20 protein-coding genes are annotated in these 19268 nt (G+C 67.1%); 9 read left to right on the forward strand and 11 right to left on the reverse strand.

Going from position 1 to position 19268, the window contains the following annotated elements; genetic code table 11:
- Window positions 1-201: 201 nt before the first annotated feature.
- Window positions 202-945 (reverse strand): bifunctional 2-polyprenyl-6-hydroxyphenol methylase/3-demethylubiquinol 3-O-methyltransferase UbiG, encoded by a 744-nt coding sequence (gene ubiG / locus GTK09_RS26095; protein WP_163466335.1) that lies wholly within the window; start codon window positions 943-945, stop codon window positions 202-204.
- A 366-nt stretch (window positions 946-1311) separates the two neighbouring features.
- On the opposite strand from ubiG, the gene GTK09_RS26100 reads away from it, so the two are divergent.
- The 5 genes from GTK09_RS26100 to GTK09_RS26120 all read left to right on the forward strand — a co-directional run bounded on the left by GTK09_RS26100 (window position 1312) and on the right by GTK09_RS26120 (window position 8710).
- Entirely contained in the window at window positions 1312-2568 is a 1257-nt protein-coding gene (locus GTK09_RS26100) for an aspartate kinase (protein WP_163466336.1), read from the forward strand.
- A gap of 277 nt (window positions 2569-2845) precedes the next feature.
- Entirely contained in the window at window positions 2846-5053 is a 2208-nt protein-coding gene (gene ptsP / locus GTK09_RS26105; protein ID WP_246218146.1) for a phosphoenolpyruvate--protein phosphotransferase, read from the forward strand.
- 123 nt (window positions 5054-5176) lie between these two features.
- Complete coding sequence (prfA, locus tag GTK09_RS26110) at window positions 5177-6262, forward strand: peptide chain release factor 1 (RefSeq protein ID WP_163466337.1); 1086 nt, start codon at window positions 5177-5179, stop codon at window positions 6260-6262.
- 23 nt (window positions 6263-6285) lie between these two features.
- Window positions 6286-7260, forward strand: a complete 975-nt coding sequence (gene prmC / locus GTK09_RS26115; protein WP_163466338.1) for a peptide chain release factor N(5)-glutamine methyltransferase — start codon at window positions 6286-6288, stop codon at window positions 7258-7260.
- Between the two features lie 325 nt (window positions 7261-7585).
- Window positions 7586-8710 carry a DUF4167 domain-containing protein gene (locus GTK09_RS26120; protein WP_163466339.1) on the forward strand — a complete coding sequence of 375 codons (1125 nt, stop codon included), beginning with the start codon at window positions 7586-7588 and terminating at the stop codon, window positions 8708-8710.
- A 209-nt stretch (window positions 8711-8919) separates the two neighbouring features.
- Here the strand turns inward: GTK09_RS26120 and GTK09_RS26125 are convergent, their stop codons facing one another.
- From GTK09_RS26125 to GTK09_RS26165, 9 genes are all read right to left on the reverse strand, one after another.
- On the reverse strand, window positions 8920-9591 hold the full coding sequence (locus tag GTK09_RS26125) for a VOC family protein (RefSeq protein WP_376768056.1): 672 nt from the start codon (window positions 9589-9591) through the stop codon (window positions 8920-8922).
- 5 nt (window positions 9592-9596) lie between these two features.
- Complete coding sequence (locus tag GTK09_RS26130; protein ID WP_163466340.1) at window positions 9597-10379, reverse strand: VOC family protein; 783 nt, start codon at window positions 10377-10379, stop codon at window positions 9597-9599.
- Window positions 10380-10493: 114 nt separating this feature from the next.
- A complete protein-coding gene (locus tag GTK09_RS26135) occupies window positions 10494-11201 on the reverse strand; it encodes a DUF1428 domain-containing protein (RefSeq protein ID WP_163466341.1) in 708 nt (235 codons plus the stop codon).
- A 65-nt stretch (window positions 11202-11266) separates the two neighbouring features.
- Complete coding sequence (locus GTK09_RS26140) at window positions 11267-11704, reverse strand: VOC family protein (protein WP_163466342.1); 438 nt, start codon at window positions 11702-11704, stop codon at window positions 11267-11269.
- 58 nt (window positions 11705-11762) lie between these two features.
- Complete coding sequence (locus tag GTK09_RS26145) at window positions 11763-12479, reverse strand: DUF899 family protein (protein WP_163466343.1); 717 nt, start codon at window positions 12477-12479, stop codon at window positions 11763-11765.
- A gap of 52 nt (window positions 12480-12531) precedes the next feature.
- On the reverse strand, window positions 12532-13188 hold the full coding sequence (locus tag GTK09_RS26150) for a glutathione S-transferase family protein (RefSeq protein WP_163466344.1): 657 nt from the start codon (window positions 13186-13188) through the stop codon (window positions 12532-12534).
- A gap of 5 nt (window positions 13189-13193) precedes the next feature.
- Window positions 13194-13799 (reverse strand): dihydrofolate reductase family protein, encoded by a 606-nt coding sequence (locus tag GTK09_RS26155; protein ID WP_163466345.1) that lies wholly within the window; start codon window positions 13797-13799, stop codon window positions 13194-13196.
- Window positions 13800-13832: 33 nt separating this feature from the next.
- The gene (locus tag GTK09_RS26160) at window positions 13833-14528 is read right to left on the reverse strand and encodes a DUF899 family protein (protein WP_163466346.1); all 696 of its coding nucleotides are present in this window, start codon (window positions 14526-14528) and stop codon (window positions 13833-13835) included.
- Window positions 14529-14573: 45 nt separating this feature from the next.
- Window positions 14574-15263 carry a glutathione S-transferase family protein gene (locus tag GTK09_RS26165; RefSeq protein WP_312869964.1) on the reverse strand — a complete coding sequence of 230 codons (690 nt, stop codon included), beginning with the start codon at window positions 15261-15263 and terminating at the stop codon, window positions 14574-14576.
- Between the two features lie 55 nt (window positions 15264-15318).
- On the opposite strand from GTK09_RS26165, the gene GTK09_RS26170 reads away from it, so the two are divergent.
- The 4 genes from GTK09_RS26170 (at window position 15319) to gmk (ending at window position 18818) form a co-directional block, all read left to right on the forward strand.
- Entirely contained in the window at window positions 15319-15792 is a 474-nt protein-coding gene (locus GTK09_RS26170) for a MarR family winged helix-turn-helix transcriptional regulator (RefSeq protein ID WP_163466347.1), read from the forward strand.
- A 135-nt stretch (window positions 15793-15927) separates the two neighbouring features.
- Window positions 15928-17061, forward strand: coding sequence for an endolytic transglycosylase MltG (gene mltG, locus GTK09_RS26175; protein ID WP_163466348.1), 1134 nt, complete (start codon window positions 15928-15930; stop codon window positions 17059-17061).
- A 207-nt stretch (window positions 17062-17268) separates the two neighbouring features.
- Window positions 17269-18156, forward strand: a complete 888-nt coding sequence (locus GTK09_RS26180) for a YicC/YloC family endoribonuclease (RefSeq protein ID WP_163466349.1) — start codon at window positions 17269-17271, stop codon at window positions 18154-18156.
- The gene (gene gmk, locus GTK09_RS26185; RefSeq protein WP_163466350.1) at window positions 18153-18818 is read left to right on the forward strand and encodes a guanylate kinase; all 666 of its coding nucleotides are present in this window, start codon (window positions 18153-18155) and stop codon (window positions 18816-18818) included. Before GTK09_RS26180 ends, gmk begins: the two co-directional genes overlap by 4 nt.
- A gap of 116 nt (window positions 18819-18934) precedes the next feature.
- Here gmk and GTK09_RS26190 read toward each other — a convergent pair.
- Window positions 18935-19268 (reverse strand): type II toxin-antitoxin system RelE/ParE family toxin (locus GTK09_RS26190; RefSeq protein WP_312869965.1); only part of this gene is annotated, 334 nt, incomplete at its 5' end.

A 19268-nucleotide genomic window follows, 5' to 3' on the forward strand; every position in this document is an offset into this window, starting at 1 on the left:
CAAACGGAGGGCCAGGTCACCAAGCTCAAACTTCTCAAGCGCTCAATGTACGGACGTGGGAACCTCGATCTCTTGCGCCGTCGACTCCTCTTGGCCGCGTAAAACCACACAACCTGCGCAAGAGCCAGTATTAATATCAGGCTTTCGGGTATACGAGCTTATCCGAGATCAAGGATGCCTCGGCCAGTGCCTGGGCGTCGTCTATATTTCAGAGCGACGCGAGAGAATCATGTAGTTGACGTCGGTATCGCGGTCGAGGCGCCATTCGTCGGCGAGCGGGTGATAGACGACGCCGGTCTCCTCCAGGATGGAAAGGCCGGCCGCCTGCAGCGGCCGCTCGATCTCGTGAGGCCGCACCAGCTTGGAATACTGGTGGGTGCCCTTCGGCAGCCAGCCGAGGACGTATTCCGCCCCGACGATGGCGAAAGTGAGTGCCTTGAAGGTGCGGTTGATGGTGGCGACGAAGAGCAGGCCGCCCGGCTTGACCATGGCGGCGCAGGAGCTGAGGAACAGATCGACGTCGGCGACGTGCTCGACCACCTCGAGGGCCAGCACGACGTCGAAGGTTTCGCCGCCGGCAGCGATCGCCTCCGCCGTGGTCGCCCGGTAGTCGATGGCGAGCCCCGAGCCGCTCGCATGGAGCTTGGCCACTTCGATATTGGTCTCGGACGCGTCGGCGCCGACGACCGAGGCGCCGAGCCTTGCCAGCGGCTCGGCGATGAGCCCGCCGCCGCAGCCGATGTCGAGGACGGAAAGCCCGTCGAAGGGCTTCGGCTGCATCGTGTCGCGGGAAAAATTGAGCGCCATCTGCTCGCGGACATAGTCGAGCCGGACCGGATTGAATTTGTGCAGCGGCTTGAATTTGCCTGCCGGATTCCACCATTCCTGGGCAAGGCGCGAAAAGCGCTCCACCTCGTTCGCGTCGATCGTCGTTGCGTCCGGCATCGTTTCGTCCCGTTCATCGCTTCGCCCACCGGGATGTTCGCTTTGCGGCGGCGAAGTCAAGCGCCGGCTGCGGCGGCGGAGGGTCGCGGAGGAGGCGGGAGCGCTGCCTGCGCCGGCGCGAACGCCGAGGGATTTGGTCCGCCGGACGGTCGGGCGGACCGGTCGACGGGGCCCGGGAAAGCGTCGTGGCGCATTCGCGGCGAGGCCGAACGCCGCCGATGTCGCGGGGACGATTGCGCAGCGGTCCGCCATCGGCTAGGGAACCGGCGCTGAAGGGGTAGCGCGAGCCCTTCGCTTGCGACAACCAACGATGCGGGACTGGCTACAACCGGAACCCGCGCTCAACGAATCGAACCATCTGAGCTCATGGCCCGTCTCGTCCTGAAATTCGGCGGAACATCCGTCGGCGACATTTCCCGCATTCAGAACGTCGCCCGGCATGTCAAACGTGAGGTCGATGCCGGGCACCATGTCGCCGTCGTCGTCTCGGCGATGGCCGGCAAGACCAACGAGCTGGTCGGATGGTGCCGCGAGGCCTCTCCCATTCACGACGCGCGTGAGTACGACGCGATCGTCGCCTCGGGCGAGCAGGTGACCGCCGGGCTCTTGGCGATCGCGCTGCAGGAGATGGGGATCAATGCCCGGTCCTGGCAGGGCTGGCAGATCCCTATCCGCACCGATGGCGCCCATGGCGCCGCACGCATCCAGGAGATCGACGCCGGCGAGATCGTCCGGCGCTTCGAGGCCGAGGGCCAGGTTGCCGTCGTCGCTGGCTTCCAGGGCATCGCCCCGGACAACCGCATCGCGACGCTCGGTCGCGGCGGCTCCGACACCAGCGCGGTCGCCATTGCCGCGGCGATTTCCGCCGACCGCTGCGACATCTACACCGACGTCGACGGTGTCTACACCACCGACCCGCGGATCGAACCCAAGGCCCGGCGGATGGCCAAGATCTCCTTCGAGGAGATGCTGGAGATGGCCTCGCTCGGCGCCAAGGTGCTGCAGGTGCGCTCGGTGGAACTGGCAATGGTACACAAGGTGCGCACTTTCGTGCGCTCCTCCTTCGTGGATCCGGACGCGCCCGGCATGGGCGACTTCGACAATCCGCCGGGCACCCTCATTTGCGACGAGGACGAAATCGTGGAACAGCAGGTCGTAACCGGTATCGCCTATTCCAGGGACGAGGCGCAGATTTCGCTGCGGCGTGTCGAGGACCGGCCGGGCGTCGCGGCGGCGATCTTCGGCCCGCTGGCCGATGCCGGCGTCAACGTCGACATGATCGTCCAGAACATCTCCGAGCAGGGCGACGCCACCGACATGACCTTCACGGTGCCGGCGGGCGACCTGCAGAAGGCCATCACGCTGCTCGAGAAGGCCAAGGCCGAGATGCGCTACGATGCGCTGCAGAGCGAATCGGGCCTGACCAAGGTCTCGGTGATCGGCATCGGCATGCGCAGCCACACTGGCGTCGCCGCCACCGCCTTCAAGGCGCTCGCCGCCCGCAGCATCAACATCAAGGCGATCACCACCTCCGAGATCAAGATCTCGATCCTGATCGACGGCGACTATACCGAGCTTGCGGTCCGGGCGCTGCATGGCGTTTACGGCCTGGACAAGGCGTGAGCAACGCGGTCGCCGGCATCGGCACGGGGCCGTTCGAGGCTCGGCAGGGTTCTTGCTTGGCTCCACGTCGTCCCCCAAGCTGATCGTCAGGGGAGCGAATTCGCCACTTCGCTTGGGAGAACGCGGTTTGTGTGATCAACTGCGTTCGACGCGAAGCGCATAACCGCCATCGTCTGCCGCTGCAGCAGTGGCTGCCGCGGCACAGAACGGAAAAGCCGGGTTGAACAGGAGCGACACCTCAGGTCCGCGCGTCTTGATGCGCCGCATCCGGGAGCTGATGATCGAGCCCCTGGAGCCGCAGGCGCGTCTCGACCAGATCGTCAAGCTGATCGCCAAGCACATGGAGACCGAGGTCTGCTCGCTTTATGTGCTGCGGGCCGACGGCGTGCTCGAACTCTATGCCACCGAAGGCCTCAATCCCGGCTCGGTCCACCTGGCGCAGCTGCGGCTCGGCGAGGGCCTGGTCGGCACGATCGCCGCGACGGCAAGGCCGCTCAATCTCTCCGACGCCCAGAACCATCCGGCCTTCACCTATCTGCCGGAGACCGGCGAGGAGATCTACGCGACGTTCCTCGGCGTGCCGGTGCTGAGGGCCGGGCGGACGCTCGGCGTCCTCGTCGTCCAGAACAAGGCGGCGGGCCGGGTCTATCCGGAAGAGGAATCGGAGGCGTTCGAGACGGTCGCCATGGTGATCGCCGAGATGATCGCGGCGGGCGGCCTCGAAGGCTTGTCGCGGCCCGGCGTCACCCTCGATCTCACCCGGCCGGTCAGCTTCGAGGGGCTTCCCCTTTGCGACGGCATCGGCATCGGCCGCGTCGTCCTGCACGAGCCGCGGGTGATCGTTTCCAGCCTGTTCAACGAGGACGTCGACAGCGAAGTCTCCCGCCTCACCGAGGCTTTGGCGATCCTGCGCCAGTCGATCGAGAGCATGCTGTCGCGGCGCGACGTCGCCGACGAGGGCGAGCACCGGGCGGTGCTGGAGACCTATCGCAAGTTCGCCCAGGATCGCGGCTGGGTGCGCCGGCTGGAGGAGGCGGTGCGCAACGGCCTCACCGCCGAGGCGGCGGTCGAGAAGGTGCAGTCGGACATGCGCGCGCGCATGATGCATCTGACCGACCCCTACATCCGCGAGCGGCTGCACGATTTCGACGATCTCGCCAACCGGCTCCTGCGCCAGCTGATCGGCCAGGCGGGCGCCGGAAACGCGGTGAGCGACGCCGTCGTCGTCGCCCGCAACATGGGGGCGGCCGAGCTTCTCGACTATCACCGCGGCCAGATCAAAGGCCTCGTCCTCGAAGAAGGCGCGGCGACCAGCCATGTCGTCATCGTCGCGCGGGCGCTCGGCATTCCCGTCGCCGGACAGGTCAAGGGCGTCGTCTCGATGTCGGAGAACGGCGATCCGATCGTCGTCGACGGCGAGAGCGGCGACGTGCATCTGCGCCCGCCGCCGGAGGTGCACGAACTCTTCGCCGACAAGCTGGGATTTCGCGCCGAACGCCAGCAGCGCTATCGCTCGCTGCGCGAGGTCCCGGCGAAGACCCGCGACGGCGCGGCGATCGGCCTGCAGATGAATGCCGGTCTCCTCGTCGACCTGCCGCAGCTCGACGAATCCGGGGCGGAAGGGATCGGCCTGTTCCGCACCGAGCTGCAGTTCATGGTGGCCTCGACCATGCCGCGGGCGAGCGATCAGGAGCGGCTTTATCGCGCCGTCATCGACGCGGCGGGCGAAAAGCCCGTCACCTTTCGCACCCTCGACGTCGGCGGCGACAAGCTCTTGCCCTATCTCGCCCACGGGCCCGAGCAGAACCCGGCGCTGGGCTACCGAGCGATGCGCCTCGCCCTCGATCGGCCGGGCCTCCTGCGCACCCAGTTGCGCGCGCTTCTGAAGGCGGCTACCGGGCGCAACGTCAAGATCATGTTCCCGATGGTCACCGATCTTGCCGAAATCGACGCGGCGCGTTCGTTGATCGACCGTGAGCTTCAGCATCTGGAGCGCTTCGGCTATACGCGGCCGAAGGAACTGCAGCTCGGGGCGATGCTGGAGGTGCCCTCGCTGCTCTACCAGCTCGATCCGTTGATGGGCATGCTCGACTTCGTCTCGATCGGGTCGAACGATCTCTTCCAGTTCTTCTTCGCCGTCGATCGCGGCAATGCGAACGTGGCGACGCGTTACGACGACCTGTCCGTGCCGTTCCTGCGGGCGCTGCGGGACGTGGCGCTCGCCGGCGAGCGCCACGGCGTGCCGGTATCGCTCTGCGGCGAGATGGCCGGAAGGCCGCTTTCGGCGATGGCCTTGATCGGCCTCGGCTTTCGCAGCATCTCAATGGCGCCGCCCTCGATCGGGCCGGTCAAGGCCATGTTGCTCGAACTCGACGCGCAAAAGCTTCGCGACGAGTTCGCCGAGCTCCTCGACGACCCGAACGAGGCGGGATCGGCGCGGGGTTTCCTGAAGGATTTCGCCGAGCGCCACCGGATCCCATATTAGCGTCCGGACGGTCCCTGGACCCGCCGGCCGGATCCTTCGCGGCTTGCCGATCTTCGGCCGCGGCGCTATCGCCGGCCCTCTTGACGGGGCATCGCCCCCACCGACAGCATCGAACCGGATATCATGGCAACTCTGCCGAACGCCACGTTGAACGAAATCCAGAATCGCTTCGCCACCCTCGAACGGGAGATGGCGAAGGGGCCCGAACACGAGGTCTATTCCAAGCTCGCGGCGGAATATGCCGGGCTCGAGGACGTCAATGCCGCGATCGGCGACTATCGCCGTGCCGAGGAGGAGCTGAAGGGCACCCGCGCGCTGCTCGCCGACCCTGCGGCCGATCGGGAGATGCGCGAGCTCGCCGAACTCGAGATCGACAGCCTGAAGGAAAAGATCGAGCAACTGACCCAGGCAATCCGCCTCCTGCTCCTGCCCAAGGACGCCGCCGACGAGAAGGGCGCGATCCTGGAAATCCGGGCGGGAACGGGCGGCTCGGAAGCCGGCCTCTTCGCCGGCGACCTCTTCCGCATGTATCAGCGCTATGCCGAACTCAACCGCTGGAAGCTCGAAGTCCTGTCCGCCAGCGAGGGCGAAGTGGGCGGCTACAAGGAGGTGATCGCGGCGATCAAGGGCCGGGGCGTCTTCTCGCGGCTGAAGTTCGAATCCGGCGTCCACCGGGTGCAGCGCGTCCCGGAGACCGAATCGGGCGGCCGCATCCACACCTCCGCCGCCACCGTCGCGGTGCTGCCCGAGGCCGAGGACATCGACGTCGACGTCAGGGCCGAGGACATCCGCATCGACACCATGCGCGCGTCCGGCGCCGGCGGCCAGCACGTCAACACCACCGATTCGGCGGTGCGCATCACCCACCTTCCAACGGGTATCGTCGTCACCTCCTCGGAAAAGTCCCAGCATCAGAACCGCGCCCGGGCGATGCAGGTGCTGAAGGCCAAGCTGTTCGACATGGAGCGCCAGAAGGCCGACGACGAGCGCTCCGCCGCCCGCAAGAGCCAGGTCGGATCCGGCGACCGGTCGGAGCGGATCCGCACCTACAACTTCCCGCAAGGCCGGGTGACCGACCACCGCATTAACCTGACGCTCTACAAGCTCGATCGGGTGATCGAGGGCGAGATGGACGAACTGGTCGAGGCGCTGATCGCCGATCACCAGGCGCGTCTGCTGGCCGCCGTCGGCGTCGACGAGGGCATGTGAGGCGAGGCGATGAGACGCGCCGGATGAACGGGAACGACGAGCACGACGACGCCGCGAGACCTCAGACGCCGGCGAATGCCGGCGCAGAGGGAACGCGCGCCCGGCTCGGCGATCTCTACCGCTCGGCGGCACAGTGTCTGCGTGATGCCGCGCGCGCCGGTTCCGCCGATGGCGAGGGACGACCGCCTGAGATTTCGACCCCCGATCTCGATGCCAGGCTGCTCACCGCCGAAGCGGTGGGCCTGCCACCCACCGAGGTCCACCGTGCCAGTGGACAGGTGGTCGAACCGTCCGCCGCCGAACGCCTGGCCGGCCTCCTTGCCCGGCGGATCGCCGGCGAGCCGGTGCACCGGATCATCGGTCGCCGGGCCTTCTACGAGCACGAATTCGCGCTGTCGGCGGAGACGCTGGAGCCCCGACCCGAAACGGAAATCCTCGTCGAGGTGGCCCGTCCCTTCGTCGAGGCGGCGATCGCCGCGCGGGGCGAATGCCTGTTCGCCGATGTCGGCACCGGGTCCGGGGTGATCGCCGTTTCGCTGCTCGCCCTCTACGACCGCGCAAGGGCCGTCGCGATCGACGTTTCGCCCGGGGCGCTGGCGACGGCGAGGCGCAACGCCGAGACGGCCGGCGTCGGCGAGCGGTTCCTTCCCGTCGTTTGCAATCACCTGTCGGCGCTCGGTGGGGCGTTCGACCTCGTCCTGTCCAACCCGCCCTACATTCCGAGCGGGGACATCGACGGACTCGCGCTTGCCGTGCGCCGGCACGATCCCATGCTGGCGCTGGACGGTGGGCCGGACGGGCTTAACGCCTATCGCGAGATTTCGGATGGCGCGGCCCGGCTGCTTTCCCCCGGCGCCGCCGTCATCGTCGAGATCGGGCTCGGCCAGGCGGCCGATGTCGAGGCGATTTTCGCGGCGCGCGGGTTTGCCGGTCTTGGCCGGACGAACGACCTCTCCGGGATCGAGCGGGTCCTGGCCATGCGGTCGGCACCGTCGTGACCGAAGCTTTCGCGAAGCCCGTCTTCTTGCAGGAGGATTCGCTATCGTGGGGAATTAAGGCTTGTAGCGCGGGGGTTTCATCTCTATTGTCAGGCACGTAACGGAGCAATCGAGGGGGACATCTCACGCGGCAGAGCCGGGAGATGCTCGAGATGGCCGAATGGCCGTCCGTGATGCTGGCAGTTCGGATCGCCAGTCGAAGCCGAAATTAGAAAATTTCCATCGCCGGCCCGACATCAATCGGCAGCCGCGTTCGGGGCACGTTACACGCTCCCAAGACGGAGAATCCCGTGGGATGCTCCCGACACCAAGAGACAGGAAGAGCATGAGGCCAGGACAGCAGCAGAAGAACCGTATGCGCGGTCGTGGGCGCAAAGGCCCCAACCCGCTTTCGCGCAACTACGAGTCGAACGGCCCTGACGTCAAGATCCGCGGCTCCGCCCAGCATGTCGCCGAGAAATACTCGATGCTGGCGCGCGACGCCTCCGCCGCCGGCGACCGAGTCATGGCGGAAAACTATCTTCAGCACGCCGAGCACTACAACCGGATCATCGCCGCCGCCCAGGCGCAGTTCCAGCAGCCCCGCGACGACCGCGACGTGCGCGAAAGCGACGCCGAGGACGACGAGGAGGGTTTCGACGACGTCAATTACAACGGCAACTACAATCGCACCGACCGCGGCGACGCCGGCGACCGGAACGATCGCGATCGCCGCTTTCAGCAGAACGCCGGCCGCGACCAGCAGAACGGCAACCGCGACGGCGGCAATGGCGGCGGCCGCGACCGCAATCGCGACAACAACCAGCGCGGCCGCGACGATAGCGGCGAGCGTGGCGGCCAGCGCGAAGGTAGCCAGCGCGATGGCAGCCAGCGCCGCGACCGCAACCCGCCCGCCGGCAGCGGCCCGCAGCCGGTGATGGTGCGTGACGAGACCGACGGCCATTCGGCCAACGGCCAAGGCGCCGCCGCGGAAGGGCGCGGCAGGTCCGACGACCGCCACCGCGATGATCGGCGCGGCGCCCGGAACGCCGACCGCTCCGGCGAGGCAGCCCGCCAGGGCGGCAATGCCGAGCAGGCCGAAGGGGCGGTCTCGATGACCGCGGCGGAAGCGCTCGAAGAGACCCAGAACCGCGCCAAGCGCCGGACCCGCACCCGTCGGCCGCGACTGGCCGACAAGGCCACCGGCAACGAGGCCGAGGCGGTGAGCGAGGCGACGGCGACGGAAAGCGTGGTCGAGACGAGAGCTTCCCCGGAAGCGGCTGTTTCGCCCGAAGCGCAAGCCGAGACCCCGGCGAAGAAGCCGGCGGCGCGCCGCAAGCCCAAGGCGGATGCCGAGGGCGAGGAAAAGCCGAAGCGCCGGCGGACGACGCGCGCCAAGAAGTCGGACGACGACGACGACGGCGAGCCGCAGGGCGAACTGCCGGACTTTCTCTTGGCTTCGAACGGCTGACGAACCGGCCTCAAGGCCCGACGGCTGAGTGATTGGAGGGGCGCTGCCTGGAAGGGTGGCGCCCCGTTTTGTCCAGGGGCATGGCCGACCGCATTCCCACATCTTGTCCGGTGTTTCGTCGGCAGTCTCGTGCTGGCGAGACGCGCGCCGAATGAAGGTCGCGAAGATCGAAGCTTCGTCATCCCGGCCCCGAGCCGATCCATTCCAAATCATCGACGCCGCAGCGACAGATCAATCCGAAGTCGTTGAATCTTCTGGTGCGATTGGCTGGTTCCAGGGCAGACAAACGGGCCCCGGGTCAAGCCCGGGATGACGAAGCTTCGATGCCTTGCCCTTTTCTGCGATGTCGATGCATCGGCGTTCTCGTCCGTCGCGGTCATTCCTGCGCGGTTCGGCCCTTCGCGGCCCGCTCGATCGCTGCGACGTCGATCTTCCTCATCGTCATCATCGCCTCCATCACCCGCTTGGCCTTCGCCCGGTCCGGATCGCAGAGGAGCGTCGGCAGGATGCGCGGGACGATCCTGCCAGGACAGGCCGAAACGGTCCTTCACCCAACCGCAGGCCTCGTTCTCGGGATGCGCCGACAAGGCGTCGTGATAGCGGTCGACCTCGTCCTGGCCGTCGCAGTCGATCGACAGCGAGATCGCCTCGCTGAAGGTGAAGTTCGGTCCGCCGTTCAGCGCCTGGAAGCGCCGGCCGAAGAGGGTGAAGTCGATCATCAGGACGTTGCCGGCAGAGCCCGAGGGATAGTCCCCCGGCGCATGCATGATCCGGTCGATCGAGGAGCCGGGGAAGAGATCGACGTAGAAGCGCGCGGCCTCCTCGCCGTTCTCGTCGAACCAGAGGCAGGTGGCGATCGCGTCCTTGGTTTCCGTCGCCATGAGCTTCAGACCTTCTTGCGGGGGCCGACGAGGCCGAAGCGGGCGCCTTGCGGATCGGCCGATCCGATGGCGAAGATGCCGCCTGGAACCTCGCTCGGACCGTGCAGCGCCTTGCCACCGGCAGCCTCCAGCCTTCGATGCGCGGCATCGATGTCGTCGACGGAGAAATAGACGAACCAGCCCGCCGGGGCGCCGGGCGGCTGCGGCATGACGGCGCCGATGCGCGTTTCGCCGGCGAACCAGAAGGCATAGTCGCCGAGCTCGCCCATCGGCATGGCGCCGTCCTGCCTCAGGCCGAGAAGCGCGCCGTAAAAAGCGATGGCGCCGCTCTGGTCCGGCGCGGTGAGTTCGTTCCAGACGCCGTTGCCGGGAAGGGCGGTCATGCCGTCCTGGAAGGCGCGGCTCTCTTCATTCGAGGAGCCGCGCATGACGTAGAACATCACGCCCTGTGGGTCGGCGAGAAAGGCCATCCGGCCGACGTCCGGAATGTCCATCGGAGGAATGTGGACAACGGCACCGAGGCCTTGCGCCTTCTCCACCGCGGCGTCGACGTCGTCCACGCCGAAATAAATCAGCCATGTCGGCGGCATCGGCGCGCCGTCCGGCATCCTCATGATGCCGCCGACCGGCCCGTCCTCGGCCGAGCCGACGCGGTAGTCGACGCCGGGCGGTCCCATCTCGGGCCTCTCGACCGTCCAGCCGAGGACCTCGGCGTAGAATTTCTGGGCGGCGTCCTGATCGCTGGTCAGAAGCTCGTACCAGATCGGCGTGCCGTGAACGTTGGGCATGACAGGGCCTCCTTCGGCCGGATTTTTGAAGTCGATGCCTGCTCGTGGAGGGTCGCGCCATTCGGCCGGATGCAGGCAATCCGCCGAAGGCCCGGGGCGCGGTTCGCGGGCCCGTCAGATGACCTCGAAGCCGGCGAAGATCATGCGCTTGCCGTCGAAGGGCATTTCGGGCGGCATCGTCGCCATCCGCTCGTCTTCCATCACCGCCTTCATGCCGGCGTCGCGGGTCTCCTTGTCGGGCCATTCGAGAAAGGCAAAGATGACGTTCTCGCCGTCCTCGGCATGGGCGGCCCGGAAGAAGTCGGTCACCTGCCCGCGCGGCACGTCGACACCCCAGGCTTCGACGTCCCGCCTCGCCCCGTGGTCGCGGAACATCGGCCAGGCGGTCAGCGCCATGTCCCGGAAGGCTTCGCGCTTGCCCGCAGGGACGGGAATGACGAAGCCGTCGACGAAGCCGCCCTCGACGGCCGCGCCCTCGTCCATCAGCGGCTCGAAGCCGCCGAATATCATGCGTTTGCCGTCGAAGGGCATGTCGCCGAGTTCGCGCATGCGTGGGTCCGACATCATCTTGTCGAAACAGGCCTTGGCCGCCGCCGCGTCGGGAAACTCCATCCAGCCGAAACAGACGGTCTCGTCCGCCTTCGCCGCGACGGCGCCCTTGAAGTCGTTGACCTTGCCGTCGGGAACGTCGACGCCCCAGGCATCGACGACGCGGCTTGCGCCGAATTCGCGCATCAGCGCCGCCGCCTTGCGGGCATGCTCCTCGAACGCGGCGCGCCCGGCAGTTGGAACGGCCGTCACGAAGCCTTGGATATAGCTCATCGAATTCGCCCTTTCGGCTGTGGGATATGACGGGAGGATTGCCGGTCTTGCTGCCGGCTCGTGGTTCAGCCTGCCGCCGGGCCGCTTTCGGCCATGGCCTTTTCCATCGCGGCGAGATCCATCCAGGCGACTTCCCAGATGTGCCCGTCCGGATCCTCGTAGGAGCGGCCGTACATGAAGCCGTAATCCTGCTTCGGCGTCGGATCGGCCGTGCCGCCGGCCGCAACCGCCGCCTCCACGGCGTCGTCGCAGGCCGCGGGGCTCTCCAGCATCAGGCAGAGCAGCATCTGGGCGCTCGCCCTGGCGTCGGGAATCGTCTTCGTCGTGAAGTCCCGCCAGCGCTCGTGGGAGAGCAGCATGACGTGAATGGTCTCCGAGATCACCATTCCGGAGGTCGTCTCATTGGAAAACCGTTCGTTCTTCGTCGCGCCGAGCGCTTCGTAGAAGGCGGTGGAGCGCTTGACGTCGGTGACGGGGAGATTGACGAAGATCTTCTGGCTCATGAGAGACATCTCGATGCTGGCTGTTTTAAGAAAGCTCGGTGGCGGCAGGCCGAACGGATCAGTCGCCGACGCTCGGGAAGAAGTCTCCTCGCCCCTCGCGTGTCATGTCGAGCAGCCCCCATAGCGGATCGACGAGGTCGCCGGCACGGTGGTGCTGGCCCGGCTCCGACGGCTGATAGGCGAGCTCGCTCGCCCAGACGTGGCGGATGATGCTGCCGTCCCGCTCGAAGACGTTGAAGATCGTCTCGTCCCAGTTCTTGCCGTCGGGGACGGCGTGGGAGCGGCGCATCTCGGCCGAGAGTTGGCTCGTGTCGCCGAAATAGTCGGCGGCATAGGAATTCCCGGCGGTGGAGAGGAATTTCAGATGCGCCCAGCCGCGCCGGTGCGCCAAGGCCGAAAGCCTTGCGATCGGCGACTTCGCGACGATGAAGAGGTTCGTCCGCGCTCCGACGTGCCGCGCCGCGCCATCGAGGCCGTCGAGGAGATGGGTGCAGCCTGGGCACGGTTGGTCCCGGTCGGGTCCGTACATGAAGCTGTAGAGGATGAGGGTCGGATGCCCACCGAAAAGCTCCGACATGCGAACGGGCTCGGGCCGCAGGTGGGGGCCGATCCATTCGAAGACGTAGTCCTCTGGGACCGCGCCGCCCTGCGGCAGCGCCCGTCTTTGCTCGGCGACATTCTCGATCTGGCGGCGCAGCGCAATCTCGGCCTGAAGCAACCGGTCGCGCGCTTCGCGATAGGCATGGCTTTCGTTCGGGAAGGCAAGGCTGGCCATGGGTGTCGTCCTTCAGAGGGTCTGGCAGAGCGCCTGGCTATTTCCGACGAGTTCAGTCCCGATCCGGCGCGCCGAGGGGAAAGAGCGGGCGGTAGGGCCGGGCCTCCTCGATGCAGCGGGCAAAGGAGGGCCGGGCGTTCAGCCGCCGGCGATAGGCGGTGACGGCCGGAAAGCGGTCGCCGAGCGGATGGGTCCAGTCGGCATAGAAGAGCTGCGGCGCGGCGGCGCAGTCCGCGAGGGAAAAACTCGTCCCCGCCACCCATTCTCGGCCCTGCATGTGCCGGTCGAGATGGACATAGGCGGTGTCGAGCATCGCTCCGGCGCGTTCGACGCCGTAGGGGTCGCGCGAGCCTTCCGGGCGAAGAGCGTCGGAGACGAGCTTCTGTTGGGGCGTCGCGATGTAGTTGTCGAAGACGCGGTCCCAGAAGCGGACCTCCAGCGCCGCCTTCGGGTCTTCCGGGATCAGCCGGGCGGGGCCGGGATGATGCAGCGCCAAGTGCTCGATGATGATCGAGGCCTCGCTGACCGGCCGGCCGTCGTCGAGCAGCATCGGGAACTTGCCGATCGGCCAGTGCGACTTCAGCTGGCCGAAGGCATCGGGCGCATCGGGGCCGAGCATGCGGAATTCGAAGGCCGTGTCGTTCTCGTAGAGCGCGATCAGCACCTTCTGGCAGTAGGAGGAGAAAGGATGGGCGAAGAGCTGCAGCATGGCCGTCAATCCTCGAGCGCGAAGGAGCCGGTTTCGACTGGGCCGGACGGTTCATAGACGGCGATGATCACGCCACTCTTCGCGACCCGGTGATCGATCATTCGGAAGGCGGCCGGCATGGCGCCGGGAAGCGCCCGCTTGCCGCTGCCGAGGATGATCGGGAAGGTGAGGAGAAACAGCCGGTCGATCAGACCGTTCTCGATCAGGCCCGGATAGATCGTGCTCGATCCCTGGACGATGAGATCGGGCCCTTCGGCCTTCTTCAACGTGGCGACGGCCTCGAAGCTCTCCAGGCGGTGGGAATTCTGCCAGGCGAGTGGCTCTTGCGAGGAGGTCAGCACGTATTTCGCCGCGCTGTTCAAGGCATCGGCGAAGGGGTCGTTTTCGACCCGCGGCCAGTGTCCGGCGAAGATGTCGTAGGTTTTCCGACCGAGCAGCAGGTCGAAGGAGCCGGTGAAGACCTCTCCCATGAAGCCCATGACCGTTTCGTCAAAATGCGGCACGCCCCAGCCGCCGAAGGCGAAGCCGCCGCTCTCGTCCTCGTTTGGGCCGCCCGGCGCCTGGACGACGCCGTCGAGGGACTGGAACAGCCCGGCCACGATCTTGCGCATCGAAATTCCTCTCTCGCGGCACTCTCTGCCGGATCAGTAGCGAAGGCTCGGATACCAGTCGGTGCCGCGTCCGCCCGGCGTCGTGTCGAGGATGGTCCAGAGCGGATTGAGGTCCGGGGCCATGTGCGGGTCCTGGCCGGGATCGGCGATCTCCATGCCGCCTTCGGCCGCCCAGAAATGCCGGATCGTCCCGTCCCGGCGCGAAAACACGTTGTAGGCCGGCATGTCGCTATCGCGCTCGCCGACATAGTCCGCCGTGTAGTCGCCGGACGGGTCGCCATAGAGCTTCAGGTTCCGCCAGCCGCGCTCCTCGGCAAGGCCCAGGATCCGCACGATCGGCGAGCGGGCGACCATGGCGAAGGCGACGCGGCGCTCGATATGCGGGGCCTCGCCATCCCAGGCGCTCATCGTCGCCGCGCACATCGGACAGACGTCCCGGCGCTGCGGCCCGTACATGAAGCTGTAGAGGACGAGCGTGTCGTGCGGGCCGAAGAGATCGGCGAGGCCGACCTCGCCCTCTCCGCCGGCGAAGCGATAGTCGCGCATGACCTCGCCGCCCGGCGGCAGCGCCCGCCGCAGCGCCGCCACCCGGGCGAGATGACGCCTCAGCTCGATCTCCTCGGCGAGAAGCTCGGTGCGGGCCTCGCGATAGGCGGGGCTCTCGTTGGGGAACTGCCTTGGATCGAGCCGGGCGAGTTCGGCCGCCGGCCGCAAGCTGGTCTCGCTCATCTTTCGTCTCCTTGCTGCGGAGGCCGGGCGGCAGGGTTGGGGCGATCAGGCGGCGCGTTCGTAGCGGTGGGCGTTTTCGGAAAACGCCTTGATCTGCTCGCCCAGCGCCTGTTCGAAGGCCGGCCGGGCAAGACAGCGCTCGAGATAGGCCGCAAGCGCCGGATAGCGGGAGAGAATGTCGCTGTGGCCGAGGTCGCGCAGCACCGTCGCCATCAAGATGTCCGGCGCGAAGAACGGGCCGAGCAGGAACTCGCGGTCGCCGAGCGCCGCCTGCAGTTGGGCGAGGCGCGTCTCGACCGCCGCGACGGCGCGGGGACGCAGCTTCGCCTTCAGCTCCTCGTCGTCGAGGAAGAAGGCGACCTCGGCCAGGCGGGACACCACGGGCTCGACGGTGTTGAGCGCGGCGAACGTCCAGGTCAGGGCATGGCGACGCCCGGCCGCGTCCTGCGGCAGAAGGTTGTCGCTCGCCTCGGCGATGGTCCAGACGATCGCGCCGGACTCGAACATCGAGCCGCCTTCCATGTCGATCGCCGGAACCTGGGCGAAGGGCTGGCGGGCGAGATGCTCCGGTTCGGTCTTCTGCTGGTGGTCGATCAGCCGGGCCTCGTAGGGCAGCTTCGCCTCGTTCAGCGCCCAGCGCACCCGGAGGTCGCGGACATGGCCCTGGGCGAAGGGCGGCACCCAGTCATAGGCGGTGACGATGATCGGGGCATCCTGGATCGAAGCGTCTTGCACTGGAACCTCCCAATTCCGAACTGGACAGAAAGGTTGATATCAACGTAAATGACCCATGTCAAACCGAAATGATTCGCCTGCCGATCCCTCGAAGGCCATCCCGTTCTCGATCACCATCAAGGTGCGCGACAATTGCCTGTGCCTGCACAGCCAGCGGGCGGCCCGAGCGATCGCCCGCAGGTTCGACGAGGCGTTCCGGCCGCTCGACCTGAAGAGCGGCCAGTTCTCCATCCTGATGTCCCTCAATCGCCCCGAGCCGCCGACATTGGGGGCCGTCGCCGACCTGCTCGGCATGGACCGCACGACCCTGACGGCCAATCTGAAGCCGCTGGAGCGGCGGGGGCTTCTCCAGGTTTCGCCGGACGAGAAAGACCGGCGGTTGCGCCGACTTTCGCTGACGGAGGCGGGCCGGGACATTCTCCACGACGCCGTGCCGCTTTGGGAATGGACGCAGGCCGAGCTCGAAACGGCACTGGGGATCGACGGCGATCCGGACCGCCTGCGCGTCGATCTCAACTCGCTCGCCTGAGCGCCGCCGTGCCGCCACCGCCATCATGCTGAAGTGTGCCGCCCGCGCGGGATCGGGCGGAGTTTCTTGCGTCGTCCGACGTTTTGCCACATTGGCATGGTGCCAGAGCGGGCGGACGAGGACGGGCGAGAGGGGATGTCGGTGAACGATCACTACACGGACGGCAGCGGCGACGACCGTCGGAACCAGCGCGGCCGAAAATTTCAATCCTCGCCGGCCCCCAAACCGCCGAAGCGCTCCCGCCATTCCCGCAACCAGCTGGTGATCTTCCTGAACTTCTGCCTGACGGCCGGTCTGTTCGTCACCCTGGCGGTGGGCGCGATCCTCTATTGGGGCAAGAGCGAATTCGACCGGCCGGGGCCGCTGACCAAGGAGGCGACCTATGTCGTTCCGCGCTCGACGGGCGTTTCCTCGATCGCCAGCGGGTTGGAGAGCGAGGGCATCGTCTCCAGTGCCGAGGTGTTCGAATATGGCGTGCGCCTGGCCGGCGCCGGCGGTCAGTTGAAGGCCGGGGAATACGCCTTCCCGGCCGGCGCCTCGATGCGCCAGGTGATGGAGAAGCTGAAGAGCGGCGAATCGATCATGCACGCCGTGACGATCCCGGAAGGCTGGACCGTCTATCGGGCCTATGAGCGGATCGCCACCGCCGACTTCCTCACCGGCGACATGCCCGGCGAGGTGCCCGAGGGGACGCTCAAGCCGGACACCTATCTCGTCCAGCGCGGCACCACCCGCAAGGAGGTCGTGCGGCAGATGAAGAGCGCGCAGGACCAGCTCGTCAACGAGATCTGGGAGGGGCGCCAGCCGGACCTGCCGATCAAGGACATCGGCCAGTTCATCACGCTCGCCTCGATCGTCGAGCGCGAGACCGGCATCGCCGGCGAACGGCCGCATGTCGCCTCGGTGTTCATCAACCGGCTGAAGAAGGGCATGCGGCTCGATTCCGATCCGACCTTCCTCTACGGCGTCTATGGCGGCGAGGGCAAACCCTCCGGCCAGCCGGTCACCCAGTCGGACAAGGACAGCGAGACGCCCTACAACACCTACAAGATCCGCGGCCTGCCGCCGGGGCCGATCGCCAATCCCGGCCGGGCGGCGCTCGAAGCCGTCGCCCATCCGCTTCAAACCGACGATCTCTATTTCGTCGCCGACGGCACCGGCGGCCATATCTTCGCGCCTTCCCTGCGCGAGCACAACAACAACGTCGCGAAATACCGGGCGCTGCAGCGCCAGCGGGCCGCCGAGGACGATTCGGCTTCCGGCGGTTGAAACGGCGGGGCGGCACCGACTGCTGATCGCGGCTGGCGGCGGCAGGTAAATCCGCAGGCTCAGTCCCCGCGCCGAGCGGCGGGACTGACGGTGTCGAGTGATGGAGGCTGCGGCCAGCGGGGTTGATCCGAAGGCTGCAATGAGCCAATCCATGCCGATGGCCGGCGGGAATTGCCCGGCCAGGGTTCTGGTCGGAGAGGGCGCGCGATGGCGGTCAGGAGCATGACGGGCTTTGCCCGCGCCGAGGTCGAGATGCCGGCGGGCAGCTTCGTCTGGGAGCTGCGGGCGGTCAACGGCAAGGGGCTCGACGTGCGCTTCCGCCTGCCCCAGGGGATGGAGCATCTCGAAGCCGACCTCCGTCGCCGCCTTGCCGCCACCGTCTCCAGGGGCAATCTCCAGGCCAGCCTGCAATGGCGGCGCGAGGCCGGCGTTCCGGCCCTCGTCGTCAATGAGGAGATGCTGGCGAAGATTCTGGCCATGTCGAGCCGTCTCGTCGCCGACGGCCATGCCGCGCCGCCGACGGCCGACGGGCTTCTCGCCATCAAGGGTCTGATCGACGTCGCCGAGGAGGCGCTTGACGAGACGGCATCCGAGGCACGTGACGCCGCGGTCGTAGACGGGTTCGGCGCGGCGCTGGCGCGGCTGGAGGAAACGCGACGCGAAGAAGGAGCGGCGCTGCACAGCGTCCTTGCCGAACGTCTTGCCGAGATCGGCAGCCTCGTCGAGCAGGCCGACCGCGATCCGGCGCGCACCACGGAAGCGATCGCCAGGCGCCTGAAAGATCAGGTCGAGGCGCTGATCGCGGCGAGCGAGGGCCTCGACCAGGCCCGGCTGCATCAGGAGGCGGCAATCCTCGCCGCGCGGGCCGACATCCGCGAGGAGATCGATCGGCTCAGGGCGCATCTGGCGGCGGCCGGGGCGCTGCTCGACGCCGGCGGCGTGATCGGCCGGCGGCTCGACTTCCTTTCACAGGAATTTCACCGCGAATCGAATACCATCTGCTCGAAGTCCAACGCGGCCTCGCTGACGGCGATCGGGCTCGATCTCAAGGTCCTCGTCGACCAGTTCCGCGAGCAGGTACAGAACATCGAATGACCCTTTCGCCCGACCTCGGCTCGACGCCGGACATTGCCCGCCGCGGCATCATGCTGGTCCTCTCCTCGCCCTCGGGGGCGGGCAAGTCGACGATCGCCCGCAATCTTCTCGAATTCGATCCGAGCTTCTCGCTGTCGGTGTCGGTAACGACGCGCAAGCGCCGCACCAGCGAGATCGACGGCGTGCATTATCGCTTCGTCGACCGGGAGGAGTTCGAGTTCCTGCGCGCCGGCGAGGGCCTGCTCGAATGGGCCGAGGTGCACGGCAATTTCTACGGCACCCCCCGCGCGCCCGCCGAAAAGGCGATGCGCGAGGGCCGGGACATGCTCTTCGACATCGACTATCAGGGCGCCCTGCAGCTGCAGGAAAAGGCCGGCGCCGACGTCGTCTCGATCTTCATCCTGCCGCCCTCGATGGAGGAGCTGAAGACCCGGCTCCTGCGCCGCGCCGAGGACAGTGCCGAGACCATCGCCATCCGCCTCAACAACGCCAAGGTCGAGATCGCCCGCTGGCGGGACTACGATTACGTCGTCGTCAACGACGACCTCGACCGGGCCTTCCAGGCGGTGCGGGCGATCATCGCCGCGGAACGGCTGCGGCGGGACCGGCGGCCGGGGCTGGTGGCGTTTACGGACGCGCTGCTGGCGCAGGAGGTGGGGTGAGGGGGAGCCTTTGCAGGCTTTCACCTTCCCGCATATTCGCGCATCTTCGAGCGAGCTCAAGGGCGGACATGAGTCAGGTCGTCACGCTCGCCGCAACTTTCGGGTCCCCGTTTGCTTCACGGCTGAAGCAGCCTTTGCCACTCGCGGCTCGCCCGCGGAAGGCGAAGCACGACGATGCGATCGGCCCTCACCGTGTAGATGACGAGATGGGCGCGAAACGGATGAACGCGAACCGGTGGTGTGATCTCGGCTCGCTCTCGCGCCATCTGCGGATTGTCGGCGAGGAGGGATAGGAGATCCAGGAGTTCCGTCGCGTATGTTTCCGTCTCCCGTGAAGAATTTCGAAGCCACTGAAATGGCTGACTGATCGGCATGTGCAAAGATTTGACTTTCGCCGGTTTCAGCCGTGTGTGGCCGCAGAAACTTGCAAATTGCGTTGCTGCGGCGGGC

Source organism: Jiella pacifica (assembly GCF_010500815.1).
Taxonomy (GTDB): Bacteria; Pseudomonadota; Alphaproteobacteria; order Rhizobiales; family Rhizobiaceae; genus Jiella; species Jiella pacifica.

What these genes read in the sequence shown, in the direction of transcription:
- ptsP (WP_246218146.1), top strand. Translation starts at nt 2,846, where the DNA reads ATGATCGAGCCCCTGGAGCCGCAGGCGCGTCTCGACCAGATCGTCAAG.
- prfA (WP_163466337.1), top strand. Translation starts at nt 5,177, where the DNA reads ATGGCAACTCTGCCGAACGCCACGTTGAACGAAATCCAGAATCGCTTC.
- prmC (WP_163466338.1), top strand. Translation starts at nt 6,286, where the DNA reads ATGAACGGGAACGACGAGCACGACGACGCCGCGAGACCTCAGACGCCG.
- GTK09_RS26120 (WP_163466339.1), top strand. Translation starts at nt 7,586, where the DNA reads ATGAGGCCAGGACAGCAGCAGAAGAACCGTATGCGCGGTCGTGGGCGC.
- GTK09_RS26125 (WP_376768056.1), bottom strand. Translation starts at nt 9,591, where the DNA reads ATGGCGACGGAAACCAAGGACGCGATCGCCACCTGCCTCTGGTTCGAC.
- GTK09_RS26170 (WP_163466347.1), top strand. Translation starts at nt 15,319, where the DNA reads ATGTCAAACCGAAATGATTCGCCTGCCGATCCCTCGAAGGCCATCCCG.
- GTK09_RS26145 (WP_163466343.1), bottom strand. Translation starts at nt 12,479, where the DNA reads ATGGCCAGCCTTGCCTTCCCGAACGAAAGCCATGCCTATCGCGAAGCG.
- GTK09_RS26135 (WP_163466341.1), bottom strand. Translation starts at nt 11,201, where the DNA reads ATGAGCTATATCCAAGGCTTCGTGACGGCCGTTCCAACTGCCGGGCGC.
- GTK09_RS26100 (WP_163466336.1), top strand. Translation starts at nt 1,312, where the DNA reads ATGGCCCGTCTCGTCCTGAAATTCGGCGGAACATCCGTCGGCGACATT.
- GTK09_RS26150 (WP_163466344.1), bottom strand. Translation starts at nt 13,188, where the DNA reads ATGCTGCAGCTCTTCGCCCATCCTTTCTCCTCCTACTGCCAGAAGGTG.
- GTK09_RS26140 (WP_163466342.1), bottom strand. Translation starts at nt 11,704, where the DNA reads ATGAGCCAGAAGATCTTCGTCAATCTCCCCGTCACCGACGTCAAGCGC.
- gmk (WP_163466350.1), top strand. Translation starts at nt 18,153, where the DNA reads ATGACCCTTTCGCCCGACCTCGGCTCGACGCCGGACATTGCCCGCCGC.
- mltG (WP_163466348.1), top strand. Translation starts at nt 15,928, where the DNA reads ATGTCGGTGAACGATCACTACACGGACGGCAGCGGCGACGACCGTCGG.
- GTK09_RS26130 (WP_163466340.1), bottom strand. Translation starts at nt 10,379, where the DNA reads ATGCCCAACGTTCACGGCACGCCGATCTGGTACGAGCTTCTGACCAGC.
- GTK09_RS26180 (WP_163466349.1), top strand. Translation starts at nt 17,269, where the DNA reads ATGGCGGTCAGGAGCATGACGGGCTTTGCCCGCGCCGAGGTCGAGATG.
- ubiG (WP_163466335.1), bottom strand. Translation starts at nt 945, where the DNA reads ATGCCGGACGCAACGACGATCGACGCGAACGAGGTGGAGCGCTTTTCG.
- GTK09_RS26160 (WP_163466346.1), bottom strand. Translation starts at nt 14,528, where the DNA reads ATGAGCGAGACCAGCTTGCGGCCGGCGGCCGAACTCGCCCGGCTCGAT.
- GTK09_RS26155 (WP_163466345.1), bottom strand. Translation starts at nt 13,799, where the DNA reads ATGCGCAAGATCGTGGCCGGGCTGTTCCAGTCCCTCGACGGCGTCGTC.